A 22,504-nucleotide genomic window follows, 5' to 3' on the forward strand; every position below is an offset into this window, starting at 1 on the left:
CCATGTGTTCTTTTCTTTGTCTTGATACAAAGAAAAGAACCAAAAGAAAAATCAAGGCTGTGATAAAACCGCTGGAATCCGAGTTCGCTTGCTGGTGGCGGAAAACAGTTCCTCGCTGAGAGTATTCAAAATTGATTGGATTCATTCCACGTTTTCCGCAGGTATGATGTCGCGAACTCGAATTCTCTGATCGGCGGTTTTATCAAGGCCGAATGAATGCGTGTAAAGGGAGTGTCATTCCCATTTCGACTTTCTATCCAGATGTCATTCCCGCGAAAGCGGGAATCCAGTGAATGAAATATAAAATGAATCGGCTACGCCATGTATTCTTTTCTTTGTCTTGATACAAAGAAAAGAACCAAAAGAAAAATCAAGGCTGTGATAAAACCGCCGGAATCCGAGTTCGCTTGTTTTGGTGGCGGAAAACAGTTCCTCGCTGAGAGCATTCGAAAATTGATTGGATTCATTCCACGTTTTCCGCAGGTATGGCGTCGCGAACTCGTATTCTCTGATCGGCGGTTTGTTATTGGGAACTCCCCGTATTTTTCTCTTTAGTAATAATTTTAATATCAGGTTTTAGTATCTCACAAAATCTTGTTGCTATTTCCTTGATTCTTTCATGTGCCGTTAATTCAGGTAACTTCGGCACGCGTAATACGAAAAATTTGTAGTCAACTCTCATTCTATCTTTAACTTGTTCTTCATACCACTTCAAGGCATTCGTCATTCCAATCTGATGATCACTGGTAATAAAAGCTACAAGAATACTTCGCTCAAATGGAACCATTAAACGATTGTATTGGGAGAAAAGCTGATAGCGATAGTCTCTCAATATGTGATAGTAATTTCCCAAAGGATCAACAACTCCAACGGTACAGTACTTGATAATGGCCAAATCCTTGTTATCACCTGAATATTCAATAAATTCTCCTTCGTGCAAGAACTTTTTGAATTTCTGAACTCGAAGAGAGATCATGAATTCAATCACAAAATCAGGAGGCAATGGAAGGATTGTCTTAACGCTTTTTTTGAAGATGTCTGCATAATTATCAATTGTTTGTTTTGAGGGTCGTTCACACTCATCCCAATAAACTAATATCCTTAACAAGTCATTACTATTGTCTGTATTATTCGTTGTCATATATACTTATGATACATCTGCGGAACTAAATGAAGCTAGACAAGACTTAAAACAAAAAAGAATTAGTTATTTCGGTGCGTGAAATTTTGTCTTGAATACTCCAATTCCAGCTGTAGACCAAAAATCGGCTGTGCCAACTCGAGCGAAGTAGTATGAACCATCCTTATCTCTCTCATAGAGCGGTGCTTTGGCACTTGTATTCATTATGAGTATCATTTCTATATGATATTCATGCCTCGGCTCAAGCAAGCCATGAAATGAAAAAATGGCGTTTTTTTTCGGTGGAATAATTACAAAAGGTATCAAATAATTTCCGAAAGGAAAAAATTTAACATCGGCATCAATTGATGCTAACAATGTAGAATCGCCTGAGGTGATGTTGCATTGATATTCCACGTAATCTGGAAAGTCCAACCTAATTAAATCATTGTCTAAATAAAAATTGCAAGGTTTAACTAAATATGGAAGGATAAGTGTGTCTGGCGATTTATTATCGATCATTACCTCGATATTGTAAATGCCCAAGTCAAGTTTGTTGACAAATAGTCTTATCGACGCAGGCTCTTCTTTGCTTGCAACATAATGATAGATTAGTGATTTTGTTGAACAACTGGTGAGTGCTAGAACAGATATTAAGAGTAATTTTTTGATCATACTACCGTTTTCAATTCTTACTTGAGAATTTTCAGAAAAGCCATTTCGAAGAGCACCTCCGCACTAAAATTACGTCCCGACCCAAGCAAAGTCAAATCAATTTTCAATTGACAATCGTCGATTGTCAATTAAGACGATTCCTACCGAACATAGGAACGTTCCTTGCTACCTGTCCTAAGAAACTTTCCTTCAATCCGAAGCAATGTTCCTAAAAAATTATGGAAAGTTTCATCAATGATATAGAAACATTCCTCAGGTAGTGATGAGACATTCCTTACAAGCTATGGAAGTTTTCATAGGTGTGGTAGGAACTTTCCTTAAGATCGAAGAGACTTTGCTAAGCGGTTGTAGCAATCGCGCAAGCGCAGCAAGGAAATGTTCTATCGATCCGAAGCATCATTCTATTCGCCGATAGGGAGATTCCTTCATTCCGAAGGAAAGTTCCTTCAGATCATAGCATCATTGCTATCGCGGATAGGACCGTTCCTTCATTTTGAAGGAAAATTGCTTCAATCGGAAGGACTATTCCTTCGAACGGATAGCATCATTCCTTGCGCCGATAGGAAGATTCCTTCATTCTGAAGGAATGTTGCTTGTGCCGGAAGGAATGTTCCTTCGGATGGTAGCATCGCTGCCATCGCGGATAGGATCGTTCCTTCGTACGATAGGCCAATCCTATTAAATTAAGAAAATATGGCAGTTAAATACATGAATCAGAGTCAATTTTGTCATGAAAATTGTCTTTGGATCATGCTTGGTCTGCTTCTGAAGATGATTTAATCGGCTTTGGAATCACCAAAATACACAAATTTTTGTGTATTGGTGTTTGTTTGGGGATATATGTAGAATGACATTGTGGTGGCGTCACGTCGAGTCCTAAGCTCGAACTGACATTTTATTTGAATCGCGTTGTAAATAACGATCGAACTGACAGAATAAAAAAAAACCGAATCCTTGCGAATTCGGTTTTTTATTGGACGAGAATTAAATTCTAGTTTTTCTTCCAGTCGGGCAATCGGTTAGGCGTGTATGGCGCGCCGTATTTTTCCAAAGTCGCTTCGACTTGTTTGATATCCGCGTCGATGGATTTCAGCGACGTCAATATCGTACCGAATTGCGCCGACGCTACATCATACAATTGATAAAATGTATTCGTCGCTGCGGAAGTTGTCGACCACAGACTGGAGGTGATCGTTTCCACGCGCGCTTTCACGGATGTCGGGCCGGTACTTTCGTAGATATTACGCAAAGCGTCGCCATTGAGCTGGCGATTGAGTTCCTTCAGGCGGTCTTCGATCGCAAGCAGCGTCTTGTAAGTATCGTTGGGCAGATTGCTGGATTCGAAAACGGCTTGCTTCAGGAAGGGCACGCGCTCGGCTAATTCACCGCGGTAGGTTTCCGCCGCGTTGACAGCGCGGATCAGTTCAGCCGTTTTTTTATTGAACGCATCGAGCGCTTTGTAATCCGTGACCGGTAACGTTCCCGGGTTCAGCGGCACGCAATTAAATTCCTGAGCCGGAACGAGCTCGGTAAATTGTCCGTTCTCAAATTTACTTAATGTTACTTTGTATTTTCCGGGAGGCGCCATGTAGCCGACGTCGGGAGTGATCCACGGAACGGAGTAATCGAACGGCGTCAGAGAAATCGGCGAGAATGCGCTATACCGGAAATCCCAGACGATGCGATTGACGCCTTTGCTGACGTCCGCCTTGATTTTTCTAACGACGTTGCCTTGTTCGTCCGATACTGTAAAAAGCAGATAAGGCGTTAATTCGTCCGCTTCTTTTCGTAATGTATTGAAAGGAGGGAATTCGATTTCTTCGCCTTTTTTCTGTTTTTCTTTTTCAGCGTCTCTTCTTTTTTTCTTGAGCGATTTGAAATCGTCCCGCAGATAATAAGTAAAGACGGCGCCCACGTCAGGATTGGGCGTCGAGAAGAAACTGCCGCCCTGGAATCCGACGCCGGGATAACCGAATGGCGAGGCTTGCACGAACATCTGAGCGTCTTTGATGGGGAATATCGCTGCATCTTTCTGAGCGATTTTTTCGGAGATATTGCGCAGTGGCGTATAGTCATCGAGAATAAATATGCCGCGTCCGAATGTCGCCACGACAAGGTCGTTTTCGCGTTTCTGAATCTGCAGGTCCGTGATGGCTGCGGGCGGCAATCCGTTATTGAACGAGACCCAATCTTTACCGCCGGTATTGGAAACGTAAAGCCCGAACAGAGTTCCGGCGAAAAGTAAATTCGGATCAACATGATCTTCTGCGACGGAGAAGGTGGAACCTTTGACGGGCAGATTGGCATTGAGCATCGACCATGTTTTCCCGCCGTCGACGGTTTTCATTAAGTAAGGTTTGTAATCGCCTTCGGCGAAGTTATGACATGCCGCGTACGCGACGAGTTTATTATGATTGGATGCAGCGATACTCTGAACGCGCGCATATTCCGGCAAACCCGGTGTCGAGGCTTTCGTCCAGGTTTTACCGCCATCGGCGCTGTAATGGATCAATCCGTCACCGGATCCGGCGAATAAAATATTGGCGTCGATCGGGGATTCGGCAATCGAGGTAATCTGTGCCATCGAGCCTTTGGAAGCGTATTCATCGTAGCTCCAGAATTTGCCCTGCATTTTCAAAATCTTTTGCGGAACGCCGCGCGTGAGATCGCCGCTGATGATCGTCCAGCTATTACCCTGATCGTCGGTGCGGAAGATTTTTTGTGCGCCGAAATACAAACGTTTATTGTCGTGACCGGAAATAAGGAGCGGGGAATCCCAATCGAAACGATAACCGGTGTCGGCGGTGTCAGTCGGCCTGATAAATAATTGCTCGCGCGTTTTCCGGTCATACCTTACGAGTCCGCCGTTTTGCGATTGCACATATAATAAATCGGGATTTTTCCAATCGGCTTGGGTTTCGAAACCGTCGCCGCCGAGTGTGAAAAGCCAATCCTGGTTGGTAATGCCGCTGGTATTGATCGTGCGGGAAGGGCCGGTAAAACTGTTGTTGTCTTGCGTACCGGCGTAGACATTGTAAAACGGCAGAGCATTATCCGTCGAAACTTTGTATATCTCGGATAAACTGAGATTGGCTTTGAAGTCCCAGTTTTGGCCTTGATCCCACGTTTCGTACACGCCGCCGTCGTTGCCGGAAAGCAAGTGACGGTTATTGGTCGGATCGATCCACAGCGCATGATTGTCGACGTGTTTATTTTTCTCGCCAAGTTTTTTCCACGTGGCGCCACCGTCATAACTCACTTGATTGAAAACATCCATGCTGTAAAGCATGTTTTCATTTTCGGTATCGCAGAATAATTCCTGGAAATAAAAAGCATACGTTGAAACGTAGCTGCTTTGTTTGGACCAACTCGCGCCGCGATCTTTGCTGCGGTATACGCCGCCGTTTGATTTAGCCTGGACAATGGCGTACAGCACGTCGGGGTTGGCCGGTGAAATAGCCATGCCGATGCGTCCGACGTCTGCCGTCGGCAATCCGGTCATAATGCGGTTCCACGTTGCGCCGCCATCGGTCGTTTTGTAAATAGCGCTTTCCGGTCCGCCGCTGACCGTCGAGTACAATTTTTTGAATCGCTGATGCGCGACGGCGTAGAGGACATTGGAGTTGCGAGGATCCATGTGGATCTGATAACATCCGGTGTAGTCGCTGATAAATAAAACGCGTTGCCATGTTTTACCGCCGTCGGTGGTTTTATACACGCCGCGTTCGCCGCCTTCAGTACGGAACGGGCCGTAAGCGGCAACGTATACGACGTTGGAGTTATTCGGATCGATGGCAATGCCGCCGATGTATTCGGACGTGCTCAATCCCATGTTCTTCCAGCTTTTGCCGCCGTCTTCGGTTTTATAAACGCCGTCGCCGAAGATAACATTGGTCTGGTTATTACTTTCACCGGTACCGGCCCAGACTACATTAGTATTCGAAGGGTCGATCGCCACGCACGCCATCGAATATGATTTTTGATCGTCAAAAACAGGCGAAAAAGTGACTCCGCCGTTCGATGTCTTCCACAAAGAACCGTGACCCGACGCGACGTAGTATTCGCTGTGATCGTTGGGATTAACCGCAATATCGACCACGCGGCCTCCCGTGAAGCCCGGCCCGATACTGCGAAAACTCAAACCGGATAATGAAAGGCTTTTAAGGGAATCGTTTTTTTGTGCAACCGCTGAACACGCCAGCAATGCTGCCAATAAACCGTAAATGATCAGACGTCTCCTCTCCATGGTAATGATCCTTTCTTTGCAAAGTAGAAGATGATTCATATTTGAAATGGCGTGGAATTTTATCCAAGCAGAATTTTCTGCAGAATGGCAAAGCTTGTAACGATAGTTATAGTAAAAGGTTGCACCAATCTTTTATTTATCCTCAGGTTCGTCTTTCATAAGGTCAGGATATAATATTTTGATACAATCCGGGCAGATCGTGTGCGTCATCTTGACATCAATGTGATGTGAAATGTATTCTTCCACTTGTTTCCAATAGCCGTTGTCGTCGCGAATTTTTTTGCAGCTCGCGCAAATGGGAAGAAATGCTTCGATCGTTATCAGTTCTTTTTCCAGCCATTGAGCGTGAATGGATACAAGCCCTGCGTATGTGAGAATGCTGGCTGCATTGAACGTCATGACCGTCGCACTTTGAATAATGCTGGATTGCATAAAGTCTTCGATCGACGGTTCAAATGTAAACGTCAATATAACCCGTACAACATCCCAAATGCCCAGTGTCACAAAAACAGTGATCAAAAGCCCGGTTTTCCCCAGAACAAGAGGCTTGATATGTTTAAATGTGTACCAAGCAAGGCGAAAACAATAAAACGAGACGGCGCCTGAGATGACGGCGATCCGCATATTCAGATTCAGATCATAAAAAGTGAAATAAACGAACGCGGCGGCAATCAGTACGGATGTTAAGCCGTACAATAGAAAAGCAGGCCGTTCACCGGCAAAACGTTTAAGACCCATATCGACGAGAGCAAACGATCCAATGAAACACACATTGCCCACGACGATCGAAATACTATCGTGCCAAACTCCGCGGAAACTGATAGCCGTCATGCCCAGAAACAGAGAAAACGCCGACCAAATCCACTCGTTCAAACCGGGATGTTTCTTACCGCGAGTAAAGGTACTCAACAGCCATAAGAAAAGCATGAAAGCATTGAGCGCGGCGACAAATGAGACAGTTCTAACGTCGAAATACATTGGAGTAATGGTTCAGGGAAAGGGTCACTTATAGTAAGTGATTAAATTTACCGATGTTTTAAAATGAAAGAAAGAGTTATTTTTGAGAGAGTTCAGTTGAAGGTAGTGCATCTTTAATTCCGTCTAATGCAAGACGCCATTTGCGCATACCATAAAGACAGATAATCAAAAACGTAAAATATAATCCGGAAGTCACGTAAAGTTCTTTCACGGAATACACAACGATGGCCACGACGTCAACGGCAATCCAAAAATACCAATTTTCGATTTTCTTTTTCGCCATCAGCCATTGTCCGATCAGGCTCATGGCGATGATGAAGGCGTCGGGATACGGCAAAGCCGCGTCGGTGTACGTATGCATGACCGTGCCCCAAATGCCTGCAGCGATGATGCCGATGATGATCCAATTCACGAGCATCGGCATGGACAAACGCGTGACGACCGCCTGATGATGGTTATTGCCGTGAAGCCAGTAGTACCATCCGTACACTTGCAGGATGACGTAAATAATGTGGAGGATCACATCGGAGTATAATTTGGCTTCGTAGAAAACGATGATATACAAAGAAACCTGGATGAGCCCTGCCGGCCAGCAATAAATGCTTTGGCGTGTCGTCAGATAGACGCAGATAAATCCAAAAATAGCGGCTGTGAGTTCGATAGGGTCCATGATGATAAATGTTTTTTTTGGCTGTCACTTCGAGCTCGTCGAGAAGTGAACTAACGAATTTCAGTAATACTGTACCAGTTCTCGACAGGCTCGAACTGACATGTGAGAATTTTACGTTGTCACTTCAAGGCTGAGTCGATTCTAAAATTTGATTTTCATTTTCTTCATCGTTTGAGCGAGTTTTTCGGGAATGGGGCGGCACGAACAATTTTTTTGGTGAGCCAGATGCCATTCCACACGTTGCTGCAGTGTAGCGTTTTTCGGCATGCGGTTTTTCTGATGCCATTCGGCGTTGATTTTCATTGTGATTCCTCCGATATGAACGCAATCATTCTATGAAATCCCGATGGATCAAACAAGGTAATTTTTATCACTCATACAAAGTTCGGATTTTTAAATTGCACTTCATTTGGCAATGCTTTAAACTTAGCAGCATTCCACGCAATTAATACACAAGGATTGAGTATATGAAAACACTAATCGTTTGGTTGACTCTAATCGTTGTTTTTTCATTGAACGCACAGGTTTCGCAAATCCGCCCCGTTCATACCTATTCAATTGTCGCTCGGGACACGGTAACCGGCGAAATGGGCGTTGCCGTCCAGTCGCATTGGTTTTCAGTGGGCACGACGGTGACGTGGGCGGAGGCGGGCGTTGGCGCGGTAGCTACGCAATCATTCGTCGATCCGGCGTACGGACCACTGGGATTAGCGCTCATGCGGGCGGGTAAAACCGCTAAACAGGCTTTGGAATCGATTCTTGCCACCGATCCCGGAAAAGATGTCCGGCAGGTCGCAATGATCGACGCCAAAGGGAACGTTGCCACGCATACAGGCTCCAAATGTATTCAGGGTGCAGGTCACGTCACGGGAAATAATTATTCCGTTCAGGCTAACCTGATGTCGAACGATAAAATCTGGGGAGCGATGTCGAAAGCGTATGAGTCATCGAAAGGTGATTTAGCAGACCGAATGCTGGCGGCACTGGAAGCGGCGGAAGCTGTCGGCGGTGATATTCGTGGAAAACAATCGGCGGCGATTTTAATTGTCAAACCGCAATCGACCGGACGTTCATGGGCCGATCGCGTGATGGAATTGCGTATTGAAGATCATCCTGAGCCGCTCAAAGAATTGCGTCGATTGATCAAAGTACATCGGGCGTATGAATATATGAATCGCGGCGACCTTGCGGTCGAGCACGGAGACATCGACGGCGCTCTTAAAGAATACAGCGCTGCCGAAACAATGTTTCCGGATAATCTTGAAATGAAATTTTGGCATGCCATTTCACTGGTCAATGCCGGACGCGTCGATGAATCGCTTCCGATCTTCAAAGAAGTATTTCAGAAAGATATGAACTGGGCGACGCTCATTCCACGGTTGCCACAATCCGGCGTCCTGGTTGATGATAATGCGGTTATTAAAAAAATCTTATCGGTTGCACCCAAAAAATAATTAAACATGGTTACACAATATCTTTCACAAGGCGGAGCCTGGAATTATTTTATTCTCATCATGTTCGTACTGCTTCTGATGAGCGGACTTATTTTGCTGCTTGTTTCCAAAAATAAACGCCTGTTTTTGGTGTATAGCATTCTGGCGTTTATTCCGCTGCTGATAGGCTTTTACGGTGATTTTATCCCGGATTCGCCGATGGCGTGGCGTCCGATGCATGTCGGAGTGGTTTCAAGTTTACCGCTGTTGCTTATCGGACTATTTGGAATGATCAGGAAAAATTAAATACTGGTGATTCGTTGAAATAGTTACCTGAACTTGGTTCAGCGTTTGCCGATATTTACAGTATAATGATTTCCATACTCCGAACCGAGTTCGGAGTGACATGAACAAATTCGTCATTCAAAATTCGAAATTAAATATGAGGAGGAATTTTTGTGGAATGGATCAATGATCCCCAAGCGTGGATTGCATTGGTTACTTTAACAGCGCTCGAAATAGTTTTGGGCATCGATAATATTATTTTCATTTCGATTTTGTCGAGTAAGCTGCCGCAAGAACAGCAGAAAAATGCCCGCATGACAGGATTGTCGCTGGCCATGATCACCCGCGTCGGTTTGCTATTCTCATTAACGCTTATTATGCGGCTCACGGCGCCGGTATTCGTTGTTTTCAGTCAGGAGATTTCAGGTCGTGATATTATTTTGATTGTCGGCGGATTGTTTTTGTTGGCCAAATCCACCCATGAAATCCACGAAAAACTCGAAGGAGCAGAAGGCGAAGGCACTCACAGAGCCGCGCCGTCGTTCGTGTCGACGATTATTCAAATTCTATTGCTCGACATCGTTTTTTCTTTGGATTCGGTGATTACAGCCGTTGGTATGGCCAATAATATTCAAATCATGATCGCCGCTGTAGTCATTGCCGTTATTTTTATGATGTTTTTTGCGGGTGCAATCAGTGATTTTGTGCATCGCCATCCGACGGTCAAAATGCTGGCGTTGAGTTTTCTTTTATTGATCGGCGTGACACTCATTGCCGAAGGTTTTGATCAGCATATTTCGAAAGGATACATTTATTTTGCCATGGCATTCTCGGTATTTGTTGAAATGTTGAATTTGAAATTACGAAAGAAACCCGCTGAGCCGATTCAGTTGAGAGAAGCATACAAGAATTAATTGAAATGAGGAATCAGAACCAAAAATTCTGGAGTTCTATGCGATTATCTGTTTTGTTTTTATATGTGTTGTTATCGTCGACTTTAGTCTCGGCGCAAACGACGTCTTTTCTGAATGATAATGAAATCGATATGTTTGTGAATGAATTGTCCGGCGACCGGGCGTTTGAGCACATTCGTGCGTTGAGCCGATGGCATCGCGATTCCGGTATGGAAGGTTTTTTCAAAGCCGCCGATTATGTTACGCAGGCGGCCAAACAAGCCGGATTGGAAGACGTAAAGTTTATCGAACAGATCATGGATAGGCCGGCGTATACGGCGAAATCGGCCGAACTTTGGATGGTCGAGCCGGTCGAGATCAAGCTGGCCGATATCGGCGATCATGCTGTATATCTTGCTGACGGTAGTTACGATGCCGATCTTACGGCCGAATTGGTTTGGATAGGTTCCGGTAAAGACGGAGAAATTGACAACTTAAAATTAAAAAATAAAATCGTATTGACGGACGGAGATCTGGCAATAGTATCCAAAACTGTGTGGCAATATGATGCAGCCGGAATTGTGGCGTTTAGTCCTTCCGAAAGCCGTTCCGAATTGGATTTTCCGGATCAGGTTTCTTGGAAGCGTCTTCCGCCTGTTCCCGAAGGAAAGAAAGGAACCTTTGCGTTCAGTTTACCGCCACGTAAAGGCGAGGTCTTGAAAAAAATTCTCATGTCCAATGATTCGGAGGATTGGTTTGCGACTGGCAAGAAAACCCGCGGTGGAAAAGTTGTATTAAAAGTCAAAGTCGATACGGAATTCAGTACCAAAAACGGCCGGACAGGCTTTGTGGAAGCCTGGATTCGCGGTTCGAAATACCATGATTCTCAAATTGTCATGACCGCACATTTGCAGGAAGAGCAAGGTTCGGCCAATGACGACGGAAGCGGTTGTGCCAACTTGCTGGAATTCGGCCGTACGTTTATGAAATTGATCAGTGAAGGAAAAATGAAACGGCCGTTGCGCGATATTCGTTTGTGGTGGACGGATGAAATTTATTCCGAGTACGAATATTTCAAAGCCAATCCGAATGAGCCGCATAAATTTTTGGCCAATCTGCATCAGGACATGGTTGGAGCGAAACAATCGCTTGGGAGCAGAGTTCAACATCTGATTTTTGCGCCGTATTCACGGATGTCATATCTTGATGCGATGTTTGAAAATATTACAACCTACGTTATTGAAACCAATAACGGATTTCTTTCCGCCAGCCGAACCAATAAACTTCCCCGCCCGCATACACGTCCGATTTACTCGACGCGTGGCAGCCGCGAAGGCTACAATGCGGCGTATGTTCCGTATTTCGGCCAATCCGATCACATGTGTTTTGTCGACGGCGCGGTGGGTGTGCCTTCAGTCGCGATGATCAATTGGGATGATCCGTACATTCATTCGTCCGATGATGATCTGTGGCAAGTCGACCAGACACAACTCAAACGAAATAATTTTATTTACGCAACCATGGCGTATGTGCTCGGATCGGCGGAAAATGAAATTGTTCCGCTTCTGGCGGGCGAGACTTTGGCCCAAAGTCAAAAACGGCTGGCAAATGATTTGAAAATCGCAAACGAGATTTTGGTGAGTTCCAACGACCGAAACCAGGTATGGAAAGACATGTCGATGGTGATCGAGCAGGGTTTTGAAAGGGAATTTCGTGCCATCGAATCCGTTCATGTGTTTGTAAGTAACCGGCAGTACAATCAACCGATCGATGCGGCCAGGAAAGCACTGGAGGCGCAGAAAGTGCAAACGATGCAGTTGATCAATGATTTATTCAAAGCACATTTCGGAGCATCGCCTTTAATTAACTTGAACGAGGCCGAAACAGCCGCTACAAAAAAAATTCCATACAATGCTTCTGAATTTAAAGATTATTTCAGCTGCCGCGATTCTGTGAAGTATAAAGGCGATTTGCATAAAATCATGCGGGAAGAAGTATTCAATTTTGTTGATGGTAAGCGCAGCTACCATGATATTTACAAAGCCGTTCGTGCCGAGGCACTAACCGTAGGCGAGTGGTATTATGGCCGTGTGGAATTGAACGATGTAACGAGCCTGCTGGATGAGGGTGTTGAGAAAAAAGCTTTGGGATTAAAATCGAAGTAAATTTCATGGAATACCCGATCATTCTATTCGACGGCGTGTGCAACTTGTGCAACGGTTCCGTTTTGTTCATTATTAAACGCGATCCCAAAGCGCAGTTTCGATTCGCATCGCTGCAGTCGGCGTATGGCGAGAATTTTTTAAAAGAAAAAAACCTTTCAACGAAAGAATACGACTCTATTGTATTGATCGAAGGGGACAGATTTTATACTCAATCATCGGCAGCGCTCCGGATCGCTAAACGTCTCAATGGCGCTTGGCCGCTCTTCTATATCGGAATTATTATACCGAAATTTCTTCGTGATGCCGTATATAATTTCATCGCAAAAAACCGCTATCGCTGGTTCGGCAAGAAAGATGCGTGCATGATTCCCACGCCTGAGCTCCGTTCACGATTTATGGAGTAACGATGTCCGTATTTCTAACCGCGCAATGGCTACGGCTGATCAATATCACGTACGCCGTTTCACCTGAAATACTCAAACCGCATCTGCCGTCGGGACTGGAATTGGATTTGCGGGACGGCAAAGCTTTTGTAAGTTTCGTAGCTTTTGATTTTGCTGACACCAGAGTGCTGAGTTTTAAAATTCCGTATCACGTCAATTTTCCCGAAGTGAATCTTCGTTATTATGCCAATTATAAAGGTAGACGCGGTGTTGTTTTTTTGCGCGAATTTGTGCCGCGTTTCTGGATTGCGTTCGTCGCTGATCGGATCTACAACGAGCCGTATCAGGCTATTGCCATGCATTCGACGTTCGATGAGACCAGCGACAGTTTGTCCATTAGTCATCGTTTAATAAAAAATAAAAAAACTTCATCAGTTGAAGTTAAAGCAGATAAAAATACTTTTATTCCGTCGGATAACTCTGTCGAGCATTTTTTTAAAGAGCATGATGTGGGTTTCGGTCGAACAAAAAAAGGCGAGACATTGTGGTATCGCGTGGAACATCCTGTGTGGGAAGTACATCCGATTAGCGAAATGCGGATCGAAGTTGATTTTGAGAATCTGTATGGAACTGAATGGAAGTTTTTAAAAGATGCAGAACCTTACTGTGCTTTACTGGCCAAAGGATCCGGCATTAAAGTATTTGGGGCCGAATCACTTTCATCATTGAAGTGATCGGATGATTAGTATAAAGCCATGCCAAATCGCGGCCGCCATGCGAGCGTGATAGGGTGGTCGTCTCCTAAGAATTGAAAAATGCCAATGCAAGCTTTACGTGCCGCTTCATTGAAGTAAGTTTTGTCAATGATGATCGTCTGGACTAAGACTTCGAGTGCTGCCTCAAAATCTTTTTTTCGTAGTGCGTTTAATCCGCGTATCAATCCTTCCTTTATCGAACTTTCAGGGAAAGTTGAAATTTCCGTCATCAACAAAGAAGTTATGAAACGGATATTTTGTACGACATCATACATCGGAGCGTTTTCATCACAATCTTTGATGATTTCTGCGGCACGTTCCGGTTCGTCGAAGACCAAAAGCTTTGCCAAAAGGATTTGCGCTTCAGGGATCCTTGCCGTCGCTAAAGTTTCGAGAACGGTTTTCGCCTGATCGTGATTGCCCTCTTCGAGTAACCGGGAGGCGTGTTGCAGCAATGTTTTTTCTTCTGATGGAAGATTATCTTTAAGCCATTGGCGAATCATCGGTTCCGGTAGCGCTCCAACAAATTCGTTGATCACGCGGCCTTTATCGAAAAGCTTAACGGCCGGAATACTTTGAATGCCAAATTGGGCCGCAACATCCTGATGCTGTTCTACGTTCAGTTTTACGAGTTTCCATTTTCCATCTGACTCACCGGCCAATCGCTCTAAAACAGGTCCAATTACGCGGCACGGTCCGCACCATTCCGCCCAAAAATCAACCAAAACCGGAATCTGTAAACTTGCTTCAATGACTTCCTTATGAAAATCGTTGATTTCGAAAGGCATAGTTGTCTTTTTAAAAAAGGGTGATAAAATAGGGGGGATTACAAACTGATCTTTCGGATGACGGTGAGAACTTTAGCTATTACAGTGAAATGATCCAGAGGCATATCCGGAAATTCCGGATTGTCGGCGGATGTTATTTTTCCGGTTTCCGTATCCTGAATTCGCCTGATACTCAATACATCATACGGATCTTTGAGGAGTACTGAATCGCCGTGCTTTCCCTTATCGGTGCGGATCATGATGACCAGGTCATCTTTTTTCAATTTCCAATGCAGTTCATTATTTTCTACGGATAATGCGATAGAACCGGGATCCAATTCCGGTAATGATAACGATCCGATAATCAGGTTGCTAGGCAATTTGTTCCAGTTAGACGGTATTGAATGAACAATCGGAATCGTTTTGTTGGCATAATACATGATCTCCGGTTCGCTGACAATCGAAGATTCGCGAAACATTTTACCATTGCCGAAGAGAAGCCAGCTGACATCGACGCCTTTTTTGTATAAGCTATTAAGAAAATCAATCGGTAAATCGCCTTCGCCCGATTCATAGCGGCTTACATACTGCTGCCGGAGATTGAATTTCCTGGCAAATTCATTTTGAGTCAATTGCAAAGTTTCGCGTATCTGTTTTAAGCGGTTGCCCCGGTGCATAAAAGTTTAAACACGTTTAATGTGTGATAATTTTCTTGACAATACAGATTTATTGTGTTAGATTCTAATCCGAAATTAAAGGCTAAAGTACGTCAGATTCAGTCGTTCGAAACATTTTCTAAAAGATACCAACGCATCAAATCGGCTTGCAAGTTATTCGTTTTTACGAACTAACGCAAGAGTTAATTATCAATACATACAATGAAGCGTCAAGTCAAGTTGACGGAAGCAGCGTTTGAAACATTAAAACGAATCCGGGTCAGGCTCTATGAGCACAAGATCGGTCAAAAAAAATTGGCCAATGCAATGCGGTGTTCGGTCGACTATATTAATCGGGTGCTCAATGGCCGGACACATGTTTCTGATGAACAAATCGCCAAAATTAACCGGTTAGTCCAACGCCTAATCAATGATAAAAATTGAGAGTCCCAATGCTTCGGCATTTAGGATGATCGCCACGAGTGTCCCCCCCGCTCGTGGTTTTTTTTTCCGTTATAGTGGCTTTTTATTTGAAACTCAATCGGACATTTCTTACAATGGTGCCTATAATATGCGATCCAAAATTTACATCGTCATAGTCGGACTGCTTTTAATGGGGGGCAGCAGTGTTGCAGTCTGGTTTTACCAGAATGAGGAATATGTTCGGCCGGCAATTGACCGCCGTATCGAAGCCGAGGTAGAATTAAAAATGGCGCGGGACAGTATCCGGATGCAGCAGGGCATTAATGAGAGGCTTTCGGAGGAAAACAAATGGTATCAATTGATCATACCTCCGGAAAGTGGCGTTTACTACCCCGCTGAATTTTCGCATCAGTTTTACATCTATGGCCAGCAAAAAGGAAAATATCTCGAACTTGCATTCAGCGCGAATAAGTATTTTGCGCATCATCGTAGAAAACAAGGCAATGGCTTACAGCGTGTGATCGATGCATCGACGCCGCACGAGACATTTTTGTATGAAATTCTGGATAGCCTCAGAATTGTTCCCAATGACTCAGTTCATTTTGACGAGAATGCACAGAAAATTTTATATTTCGTCAATAGCATTCCATATCACGAGAAGAAAGAATATTATGTCAAAATGCCGATTGAGACGCTGGCGGAAGGTCGTGGTAATTGTGCTGATCTGGCTGTTTTGATGCATTCGCTCATGATCACCGCCGGCCTCGATGCGATGATTGTTTTTCCAACTCAAGGCGACAGCCTGGATCACGCCATGGTCGGTGTGTACGGCGATTTTAATGAAGATCGTACCCGGACTTATTTTACTTATCCCGACAGCAATGGGAAAAAATATTATCTCTGCCAGCCAACGGGTACCGACGACATGCGGTATCCTATCCTGCATAAAGTAGGCTATTCCAAACGCTATCCATACACCGTTATCTTCAAAGATTCAATCTCCGTCGTGGAAAATAAAAAAGAATGGCTGAAACACGGCCGCCGGTAATATTGAATTCCTTCCTGTTTTATCGTTCGACGACTAGTATCATTATTCCCCAAAACATGACAACCGTCATTTTCTATTATAATCAGTAGGTTATATTTCAGAAGGTGAAGGTCAAGACATCCTCATAAATCAGACCAAAAACGTCAAAAAATCAACATGCGGATGTCGTGCCTGACCGGATTTAATCACGGAGGTATAGTCGATGAAACGCCCGATGGTTACGATTGACGGGAACGAAGCGGCCGCATATGTGGCGCATAAAGTAAGCGAAGTCATAGCGATTTATCCCATTACACCCTCTTCGGCAATGGGTGAGTGGTCGGACGAATGGTCCTCCCGGGGACAAAAAAACATCTGGGGAACCGTTCCGTCCGTTATGGAAATGCAGTCAGAAGGCGGTGCTGCCGGAGCCGTACACGGTGCTTTACAGACGGGAGCGCTGACAACCACGTTTACTTCCTCCCAAGGTCTTCTTTTGATGGTGCCTAATATGTTTAAAATTGCCGGCGAATTGACCTCGACGGTATTCCATATCGCCGCACGCTCGGTCGCAACCCATGCATTGTCCATTTTTGGCGATCATTCCGATGTGATGGCCGTCCGTGCTACGGGATTTGCACAACTTTGTGCGTTTTCAGTTCAGGAAACGATGGATATGGCCTTGATCGCCCACGCTGCGACGCTCGAAGGACGCGTTCCGGTCATGCATTTTTTTGACGGTTTTCGCACTTCGCACGAAGTCATGAAGGTGGAGCAATTGACTGAAGACGATCTGCGCACAATGATTACTGACGACCTTGTGAGGAAGTTCCGTTCTCGAGCACTTTCGCCTGAAAATCCGGTAATGCGCGGTTCGGCACAAAATCCGGATGTGTTTTTCCAGGCGCGTGAGACAGTCAATCCGTTTTATCAAAATTTTCCGGCAATTGTTCAAAAAGCTATGGATAAATTTGGGCAACTTACTGGGCGGCAATATCATTTATTCGATTATTACGGTGCGCCGGATGCCGAACGTGTGATTGTCATGATGGGGTCGGGTGCATTGACGGCGCAGGAAACAGCTGAATTCCTTATGAAGCAAGGCGAGAAAGTCGGAGTCGTCAAAATTCATCTTTACCGGCCGTTCGCTAAGGAAGCTTTTCTTAAAGTTTTACCGAAGACCGTAAAATCTATCGCCGTTCTCGATCGCACAAAAGAGCCTGGCAGTTCAGGCGAGCCGTTATATCAGGACGTCATGACGACGCTGAGCGAGGCGATGAATGATAATGCAATGCCACTCGCACAATTTCCGAAAGTCATTGGCGGGCGATACGGATTATCCTCCAAAGAATTTACACCGGCGATGGTCAAAGCCGTGTTTGACGAATTGAAACAATCGAAGCCGAAAAATCATTTTACCGTTGGTATTCACGATGATGTCACCATGTCCAGTTTGAAATACGATCCGGCGTTTTCGATCGAACCCAACGACGTCGTGCGTTCGTTATTTTACGGGCTGGGTGCGGACGGCACGGTCGGAGCTAATAAAAATTCGATCAAAATTATCGGCGAGGATACGGATAATTACGCACAGGGATATTTTGTATACGATTCAAAAAAATCCGGTTCGGTGACCATTTCTCACTTACGATTCGGTCCGAGAGAAATTAATGCGCCTTATCTTGTCGACTCGGCCAATTTCATCGCGTGCCATCAAATCAGTTTTCTTGAGAAATACGACATGCTGAAGCCGGCAGTCGAAGGTGCGACGTTTCTGTTAAATAGTCCCTACGGAGCGAACGACGTTTGGAATCAATTACCGAAACGGATGCAACAACAGATTATCGCTAAAAAACTAAAATTTTATGTCATTGACGGTTATCGCGTAGCGAAGGAAACCGGTATGGGCGGCCGTTTTAATACGATCATGCAAACTTGTTTCTTCGCCATTTCAGGCATTCTCCCTCGCGACAAAGCCATTGAAGCGATCAAACATTCTATCGAAAAAACATACGGCAAAAAAGGCGAAGAAATTGTCCGGATGAATTTCAATGCCGTCGATCAAACCTTGGCCAATCTATTCCAAGTCGATGTTCCGAAAGCAGTCAGCAGCCAAATTGAAATTGCCGCAGCGGTATCATCGAAAGCGCCGGAATTTGTCAGAAACGTTACGGCTAAAATTATTGCCGGAGACGGAGATGAATTGCCCGTGAGCGCGATGCCGATTGATGGAACTTTTCCAACGGATACGGCACGATGGGAAAAACGCAATATTGCAATGGAAATTCCCGTGTGGGATCCGAATGTATGCATTCAATGTAATAAATGTGCGTTGGTTTGTCCTCATGCCACCATTCGCGTTAAGGTATTTGATAATGGTGACTTGAAAAACAAACCGGAAACTTTCAAAGCTGTTCCGTACAAAGGTAAAGAATTCCCAAATATGATGTATTCAATACAGGTTGCACCGGAAGACTGCACGGGTTGTGGAATTTGCGTCGACGTATGTCCGGCCAAAAATAAATCGGAAACGCGCTTGAAAGCGATCAATATGATGCCGCAGGCGCCTTTGCGCGATCAGGAACGGATTAACTGGGATTATTTCCTCGACATTCCGGAAATAGATCGTCGTCAGGTTGCCATGAATACTGTCAAAGGTTCGCAATTTTTACAGCCGCTGTTTGAATTTTCAGGCGCGTGTTCCGGATGCGGAGAAACGCCTTATTTAAAATTAGTCAGCCAGCTTTTTGGCGATCGCGCTGTGATCGCTAATGCTACCGGCTGTTCCTCTATATACGGTGGCAATTTACCAACGACACCGTGGGCTAAAAATAAAGACGGACGCGGGCCGGCGTGGGCCAATTCGTTATTTGAAGACAATGCCGAATTCGGACTCGGATTCCGCCTGTCAATTGATAAACAAACCGGTTTTGCGCGGGAGATGTTGATGAAACTGGCTACTCAGGTTGGCGGAAATTTAGCCGAATCGATTCTCAATGCCACTCAAAAAACCGAATCGGATATCATCGATCAGCGTGAACGCGTGATGGAATTGAAAAAGAAATTAGGATCCATACGCCAGCCTGAAGCCGAAAGTCTTTTGGCCGTTGCCGATATGTTGGTTCGTAAAAGTGTGTGGATTATCGGCGGTGACGGTTGGGCCTATGACATCGGTTATGGAGGTCTCGATCACGTGCTGGCATCCGGGCGCAATGTCAATATTCTCGTTCTTGACACGGAAGTCTATTCCAATACCGGCGGACAAGCTTCTAAATCCACCAACCGCGCAGCCGTTGCGAAATTTGCAGCCAGCGGTAAACGCGTTTCGAAAAAAGATCTCGGATTGATGGCCATGAGCGCCGGTCACGTGTATGTGGCGCAGGTAGCGATGGGCTCGAGCGATCAGCAAACCGTGAAAGCTTTTCTTGAAGCAGAAGCGTACGACGGGCCGTCACTGATCATAGCCTACAGCCACTGTATCGCGCACGGTATCAACATGGGACAGGGCATGCGGCAGCAAAAAGCTGCGGTGGACTGCGGGCATTGGCCGTTGTACCGTTACAATCCGGACTTGGTCTTGGAAGGGCAAAACCCGATGATCCTCGATTCCAAAGCGCCGTCGCTTGGATTTAAAGATTATGCGTATGCGGAAACACGCTATAAAATGCTGACCAAGAGCGATCCCGACGTGGCTATGCAATTGGCTACTCTTGCACAGGACGACATCAATAAGCGTTGGCATTTTTATGAGCAACTGGCCAAGCTTGATTTTCACACGAATGGAAAAAATTAAATTCACTCAAAAGCCAAAAGTAAAAATTTGATTTCACTTTGACTTTTGAATTTAATATGAAAGGACTGAAGCGATGGATCTCTCCACAACGTACATGGGCATGAAATTAAAAAACCCAATCGTACCCTCAGCGTCTCCTTTATCCAAAGATATCGGTAATATCAAACGGATGGAAGATGCAGGCGCCGCCGCCGTCGTCATGTACTCGCTTTTTGAGGAACAAATTGTCCATGAATCAATGGAAATGTTTTATCACACTATGCACGGTACGGAGAGTTTTCCGGAAGCATTAAGCTACTTTCCTGAATTGGATAACTATAATCACGGACCTGAAGAATATCTTGAACACTTACGCAAAGCGCGGGAAGCCGTCGACATTCCAATTATCGCCAGTCTAAACGGGAGTTCGCTCGGCGGTTGGCTTAAATATGCCAAAAAAATCGAACAAACTGGCGTGGACGGACTGGAACTCAATATGTATTACGTTGCGGCCGATCCGGATAAAAGCGCGGAGGAATTGGAAAATCAATATGTCGCTGTGGTGAAATCGTTACAGGATTTAAGTATTCCATTGGCCGTTAAATTGAGTCCGTTCTTTACTTCATTTGGGCATTTTGCCCGACGGCTGGACGATGCTGGAGCAGACGGATTGGTGCTTTTCAATCGATTCTATCAACCTGACATCAATCTCGAAACGCTCGAAGTTACTCCTAATGTCGTACTGAGTTCGCCTTCGGAAATGCGGCTACCGTTGCGATGGATTGCTATTTTATACGGCCACGTAAAAACGAGTTTGGCGGCTACGGGGGGAATTCACACGGCTGAAGATGCGTTAAAGATGATCATGGCCGGTGCGGATGTAACAATGCTTTGCTCAGTTCTGCTGAAATATGGTATTGATCAGATTGCTGAGATTTTGAAAAGGCTGGAATGGTGGTTATCGGAACATGAATACGAATCTCTGCAGCAGATGCGGGGAAGCATGAGCCAAAAATCATACGAAAATCCGGCTGCGTTTGAGAGAGCGAATTATATGAAAGCATTAGCGAGTTTTGTCCTGACTGAAGATTTAAAATATCATAACTGAAAACTTTCGTAGTGTGTATCATTAAACAAAATCCTGCCTAGCTAATCTAAGTCATACAGCGATGAAAACGGGTCTATTGCCCGTACTTTAGTTTTACAAAAAAAAATTGTGAAAAATGGAACTTAATCGCAATCTTAGGCGTTAAATGAAAGCAAGTAAGGATTTTTTTATTGTAAATAAAGGGCTTAACATCGAAAATTTTGATAAAAAAGTTCCCATAATAAATTTTAAAAATTAATATTTTTTAACGTAAATCATCTATAGGAAGGTTAGTAAGAATGGCAAGAATCAAGATGCGAATTAATAGTCGGGAGGATCAATCGATTGAAAGATATTTGGAGGAAATCAACAAAGTCCCTTTGTTGAAACCGGAAGAAGAAATCGAGCTCGCCAAGCGCATCAAAAAGAATGATAAATTTGCTCTCAAACATCTGGTCGAAGCAAATCTTCGTTTCGTCGTCAGTGTTGCGAAAGACTATCAGAATCAGGGATTGCCGCTGAGCGATTTGATCAACGAGGGTAATTTAGGATTGATGAAGGCGGCCGAACGTTTTGACGAAACGCGTGGATTCAAATTCATTTCCTATGCCGTGTGGTGGATTCGGCAGTCGATTTTGCAAGCGATTGCAGAACATTCACGCATAGTACGCCTACCGCTCAATCGCGTCGGTATGTTGAATAAAATCGGTAAAGCCTATAATGAACTCGAGCAAGAATTTGAGCGCGAGCCTAGCACGGAAGAAATCGCTCACGAACTCGAAATCAAAGATTACGACGTTTCCGATGCATTGCGTATTTCCAAACGACACTTATCGCTGGATGCACCGTTGCAGGAAGACGAAAAAAGCGTTTTGATGGACACGGTGCCGGACAAAGTGAATCCTTTGCCGGATGATGTGCTCTTGCAAGAGTCCCTCAAAAAAGACATTGAAAATACATTGTCGTCGTTGAGCGATCGTGAAGCGAAAATCATCAAGCTGTATTTCGGGCTTGGTATCGAGCGATCGTTGACTCTGGAAGAAATTGGCGAAGAATTTAAACTCACGCGCGAGCGCGTTCGCCAAATAAAAGAAAAGGCGATCAACAGGCTGCGCCATAAGTCTCGGAGCAAATCGCTTCGGGCGTATCTCGGATAAAAAAAACTAAAT

General features: G+C 44.8%; 19 protein-coding genes. 11 read left to right on the plus strand and 8 right to left on the minus strand.

Features of this window, described 5'->3' with window-relative positions; translation table 11 throughout:
• Positions 1-523: 523 nt before the first annotated feature.
• The 6 genes from K1X84_07225 to K1X84_07250 form a co-directional block, all read right to left on the minus strand.
• A complete protein-coding gene (locus K1X84_07225) occupies positions 524-1,141 on the minus strand; it encodes a hypothetical protein (protein MBX7151414.1) in 618 nt (205 codons plus the stop codon).
• Positions 1,142-1,207: 66 nt separating this feature from the next.
• On the minus strand, positions 1,208-1,795 hold the full coding sequence (locus K1X84_07230) for a hypothetical protein (GenBank protein ID MBX7151415.1): 588 nt from the start codon (positions 1,793-1,795) through the stop codon (positions 1,208-1,210).
• Positions 1,796-2,786: 991 nt separating this feature from the next.
• Complete coding sequence (locus K1X84_07235) at positions 2,787-6,041, minus strand: glycosyl hydrolase (GenBank protein ID MBX7151416.1); 3,255 nt, start codon at positions 6,039-6,041, stop codon at positions 2,787-2,789.
• Positions 6,042-6,173: 132 nt separating this feature from the next.
• On the minus strand, positions 6,174-7,019 hold the full coding sequence (locus tag K1X84_07240) for a hypothetical protein (protein ID MBX7151417.1): 846 nt from the start codon (positions 7,017-7,019) through the stop codon (positions 6,174-6,176).
• Between the two features lie 76 nt (positions 7,020-7,095).
• Entirely contained in the window at positions 7,096-7,689 is a 594-nt protein-coding gene (gene pnuC / locus K1X84_07245; protein MBX7151418.1) for a nicotinamide riboside transporter PnuC, read from the minus strand.
• Positions 7,690-7,830: 141 nt separating this feature from the next.
• Positions 7,831-7,992, minus strand: a complete 162-nt coding sequence (locus tag K1X84_07250) for a hypothetical protein (GenBank protein ID MBX7151419.1) — start codon at positions 7,990-7,992, stop codon at positions 7,831-7,833.
• 164 nt (positions 7,993-8,156) lie between these two features.
• Between K1X84_07250 and K1X84_07255 the strand changes: the two genes are divergently transcribed.
• The 6 genes from K1X84_07255 to K1X84_07280 all read left to right on the plus strand — a co-directional run bounded on the left by K1X84_07255 (position 8,157) and on the right by K1X84_07280 (position 13,582).
• On the plus strand, positions 8,157-9,143 hold the full coding sequence (locus K1X84_07255) for a DUF1028 domain-containing protein (protein ID MBX7151420.1): 987 nt from the start codon (positions 8,157-8,159) through the stop codon (positions 9,141-9,143).
• A 6-nt stretch (positions 9,144-9,149) separates the two neighbouring features.
• Positions 9,150-9,428: a hypothetical protein gene (locus K1X84_07260; protein MBX7151421.1), complete on the plus strand. Its 279-nt coding sequence runs from the start codon at positions 9,150-9,152 to the stop codon at positions 9,426-9,428.
• A 152-nt stretch (positions 9,429-9,580) separates the two neighbouring features.
• Complete coding sequence (locus K1X84_07265) at positions 9,581-10,321, plus strand: TerC family protein (protein ID MBX7151422.1); 741 nt, start codon at positions 9,581-9,583, stop codon at positions 10,319-10,321.
• 38 nt (positions 10,322-10,359) lie between these two features.
• Positions 10,360-12,465 (plus strand): M28 family peptidase, encoded by a 2,106-nt coding sequence (locus K1X84_07270; GenBank protein MBX7151423.1) that lies wholly within the window; start codon positions 10,360-10,362, stop codon positions 12,463-12,465.
• Between the two features lie 5 nt (positions 12,466-12,470).
• Positions 12,471-12,869, plus strand: a complete 399-nt coding sequence (locus K1X84_07275) for a thiol-disulfide oxidoreductase DCC family protein (GenBank protein ID MBX7151424.1) — start codon at positions 12,471-12,473, stop codon at positions 12,867-12,869.
• A 2-nt stretch (positions 12,870-12,871) separates the two neighbouring features.
• Positions 12,872-13,582 (plus strand): DUF2071 domain-containing protein, encoded by a 711-nt coding sequence (locus K1X84_07280; protein MBX7151425.1) that lies wholly within the window; start codon positions 12,872-12,874, stop codon positions 13,580-13,582.
• Positions 13,583-13,590: 8 nt separating this feature from the next.
• On the opposite strand, the gene trxA is transcribed toward K1X84_07280, so the two are convergent.
• Both trxA and K1X84_07290 read right to left on the minus strand, forming a co-directional pair.
• Positions 13,591-14,391 (minus strand): thioredoxin, encoded by an 801-nt coding sequence (gene trxA / locus K1X84_07285; GenBank protein MBX7151426.1) that lies wholly within the window; start codon positions 14,389-14,391, stop codon positions 13,591-13,593.
• Positions 14,392-14,429: 38 nt separating this feature from the next.
• Positions 14,430-15,047, minus strand: coding sequence for a helix-turn-helix domain-containing protein (locus K1X84_07290; protein MBX7151427.1), 618 nt, complete (start codon positions 15,045-15,047; stop codon positions 14,430-14,432).
• A gap of 201 nt (positions 15,048-15,248) precedes the next feature.
• Between K1X84_07290 and K1X84_07295 the strand changes: the two genes are divergently transcribed.
• The 5 genes from K1X84_07295 (at position 15,249) to K1X84_07315 (ending at position 22,492) form a co-directional block, all read left to right on the plus strand.
• Positions 15,249-15,470 (plus strand): helix-turn-helix transcriptional regulator, encoded by a 222-nt coding sequence (locus K1X84_07295; protein ID MBX7151428.1) that lies wholly within the window; start codon positions 15,249-15,251, stop codon positions 15,468-15,470.
• A gap of 127 nt (positions 15,471-15,597) precedes the next feature.
• Positions 15,598-16,497 carry a transglutaminase-like domain-containing protein gene (locus tag K1X84_07300; GenBank protein MBX7151429.1) on the plus strand — a complete coding sequence of 300 codons (900 nt, stop codon included), beginning with the start codon at positions 15,598-15,600 and terminating at the stop codon, positions 16,495-16,497.
• A gap of 202 nt (positions 16,498-16,699) precedes the next feature.
• Positions 16,700-20,269, plus strand: a complete 3,570-nt coding sequence (nifJ, locus tag K1X84_07305; protein MBX7151430.1) for a pyruvate:ferredoxin (flavodoxin) oxidoreductase — start codon at positions 16,700-16,702, stop codon at positions 20,267-20,269.
• A 73-nt stretch (positions 20,270-20,342) separates the two neighbouring features.
• Positions 20,343-21,356, plus strand: coding sequence for a dihydroorotate dehydrogenase-like protein (locus K1X84_07310; protein MBX7151431.1), 1,014 nt, complete (start codon positions 20,343-20,345; stop codon positions 21,354-21,356).
• A 278-nt stretch (positions 21,357-21,634) separates the two neighbouring features.
• A complete protein-coding gene (locus K1X84_07315) occupies positions 21,635-22,492 on the plus strand; it encodes an RNA polymerase sigma factor RpoD/SigA (GenBank protein MBX7151432.1) in 858 nt (285 codons plus the stop codon).
• Positions 22,493-22,504 lie beyond the last annotated feature (12 nt).

This window comes from bacterium, from assembly GCA_019695335.1.
GTDB lineage: Bacteria > CLD3 > CLD3 > SB21 > SB21 > JABWBZ01.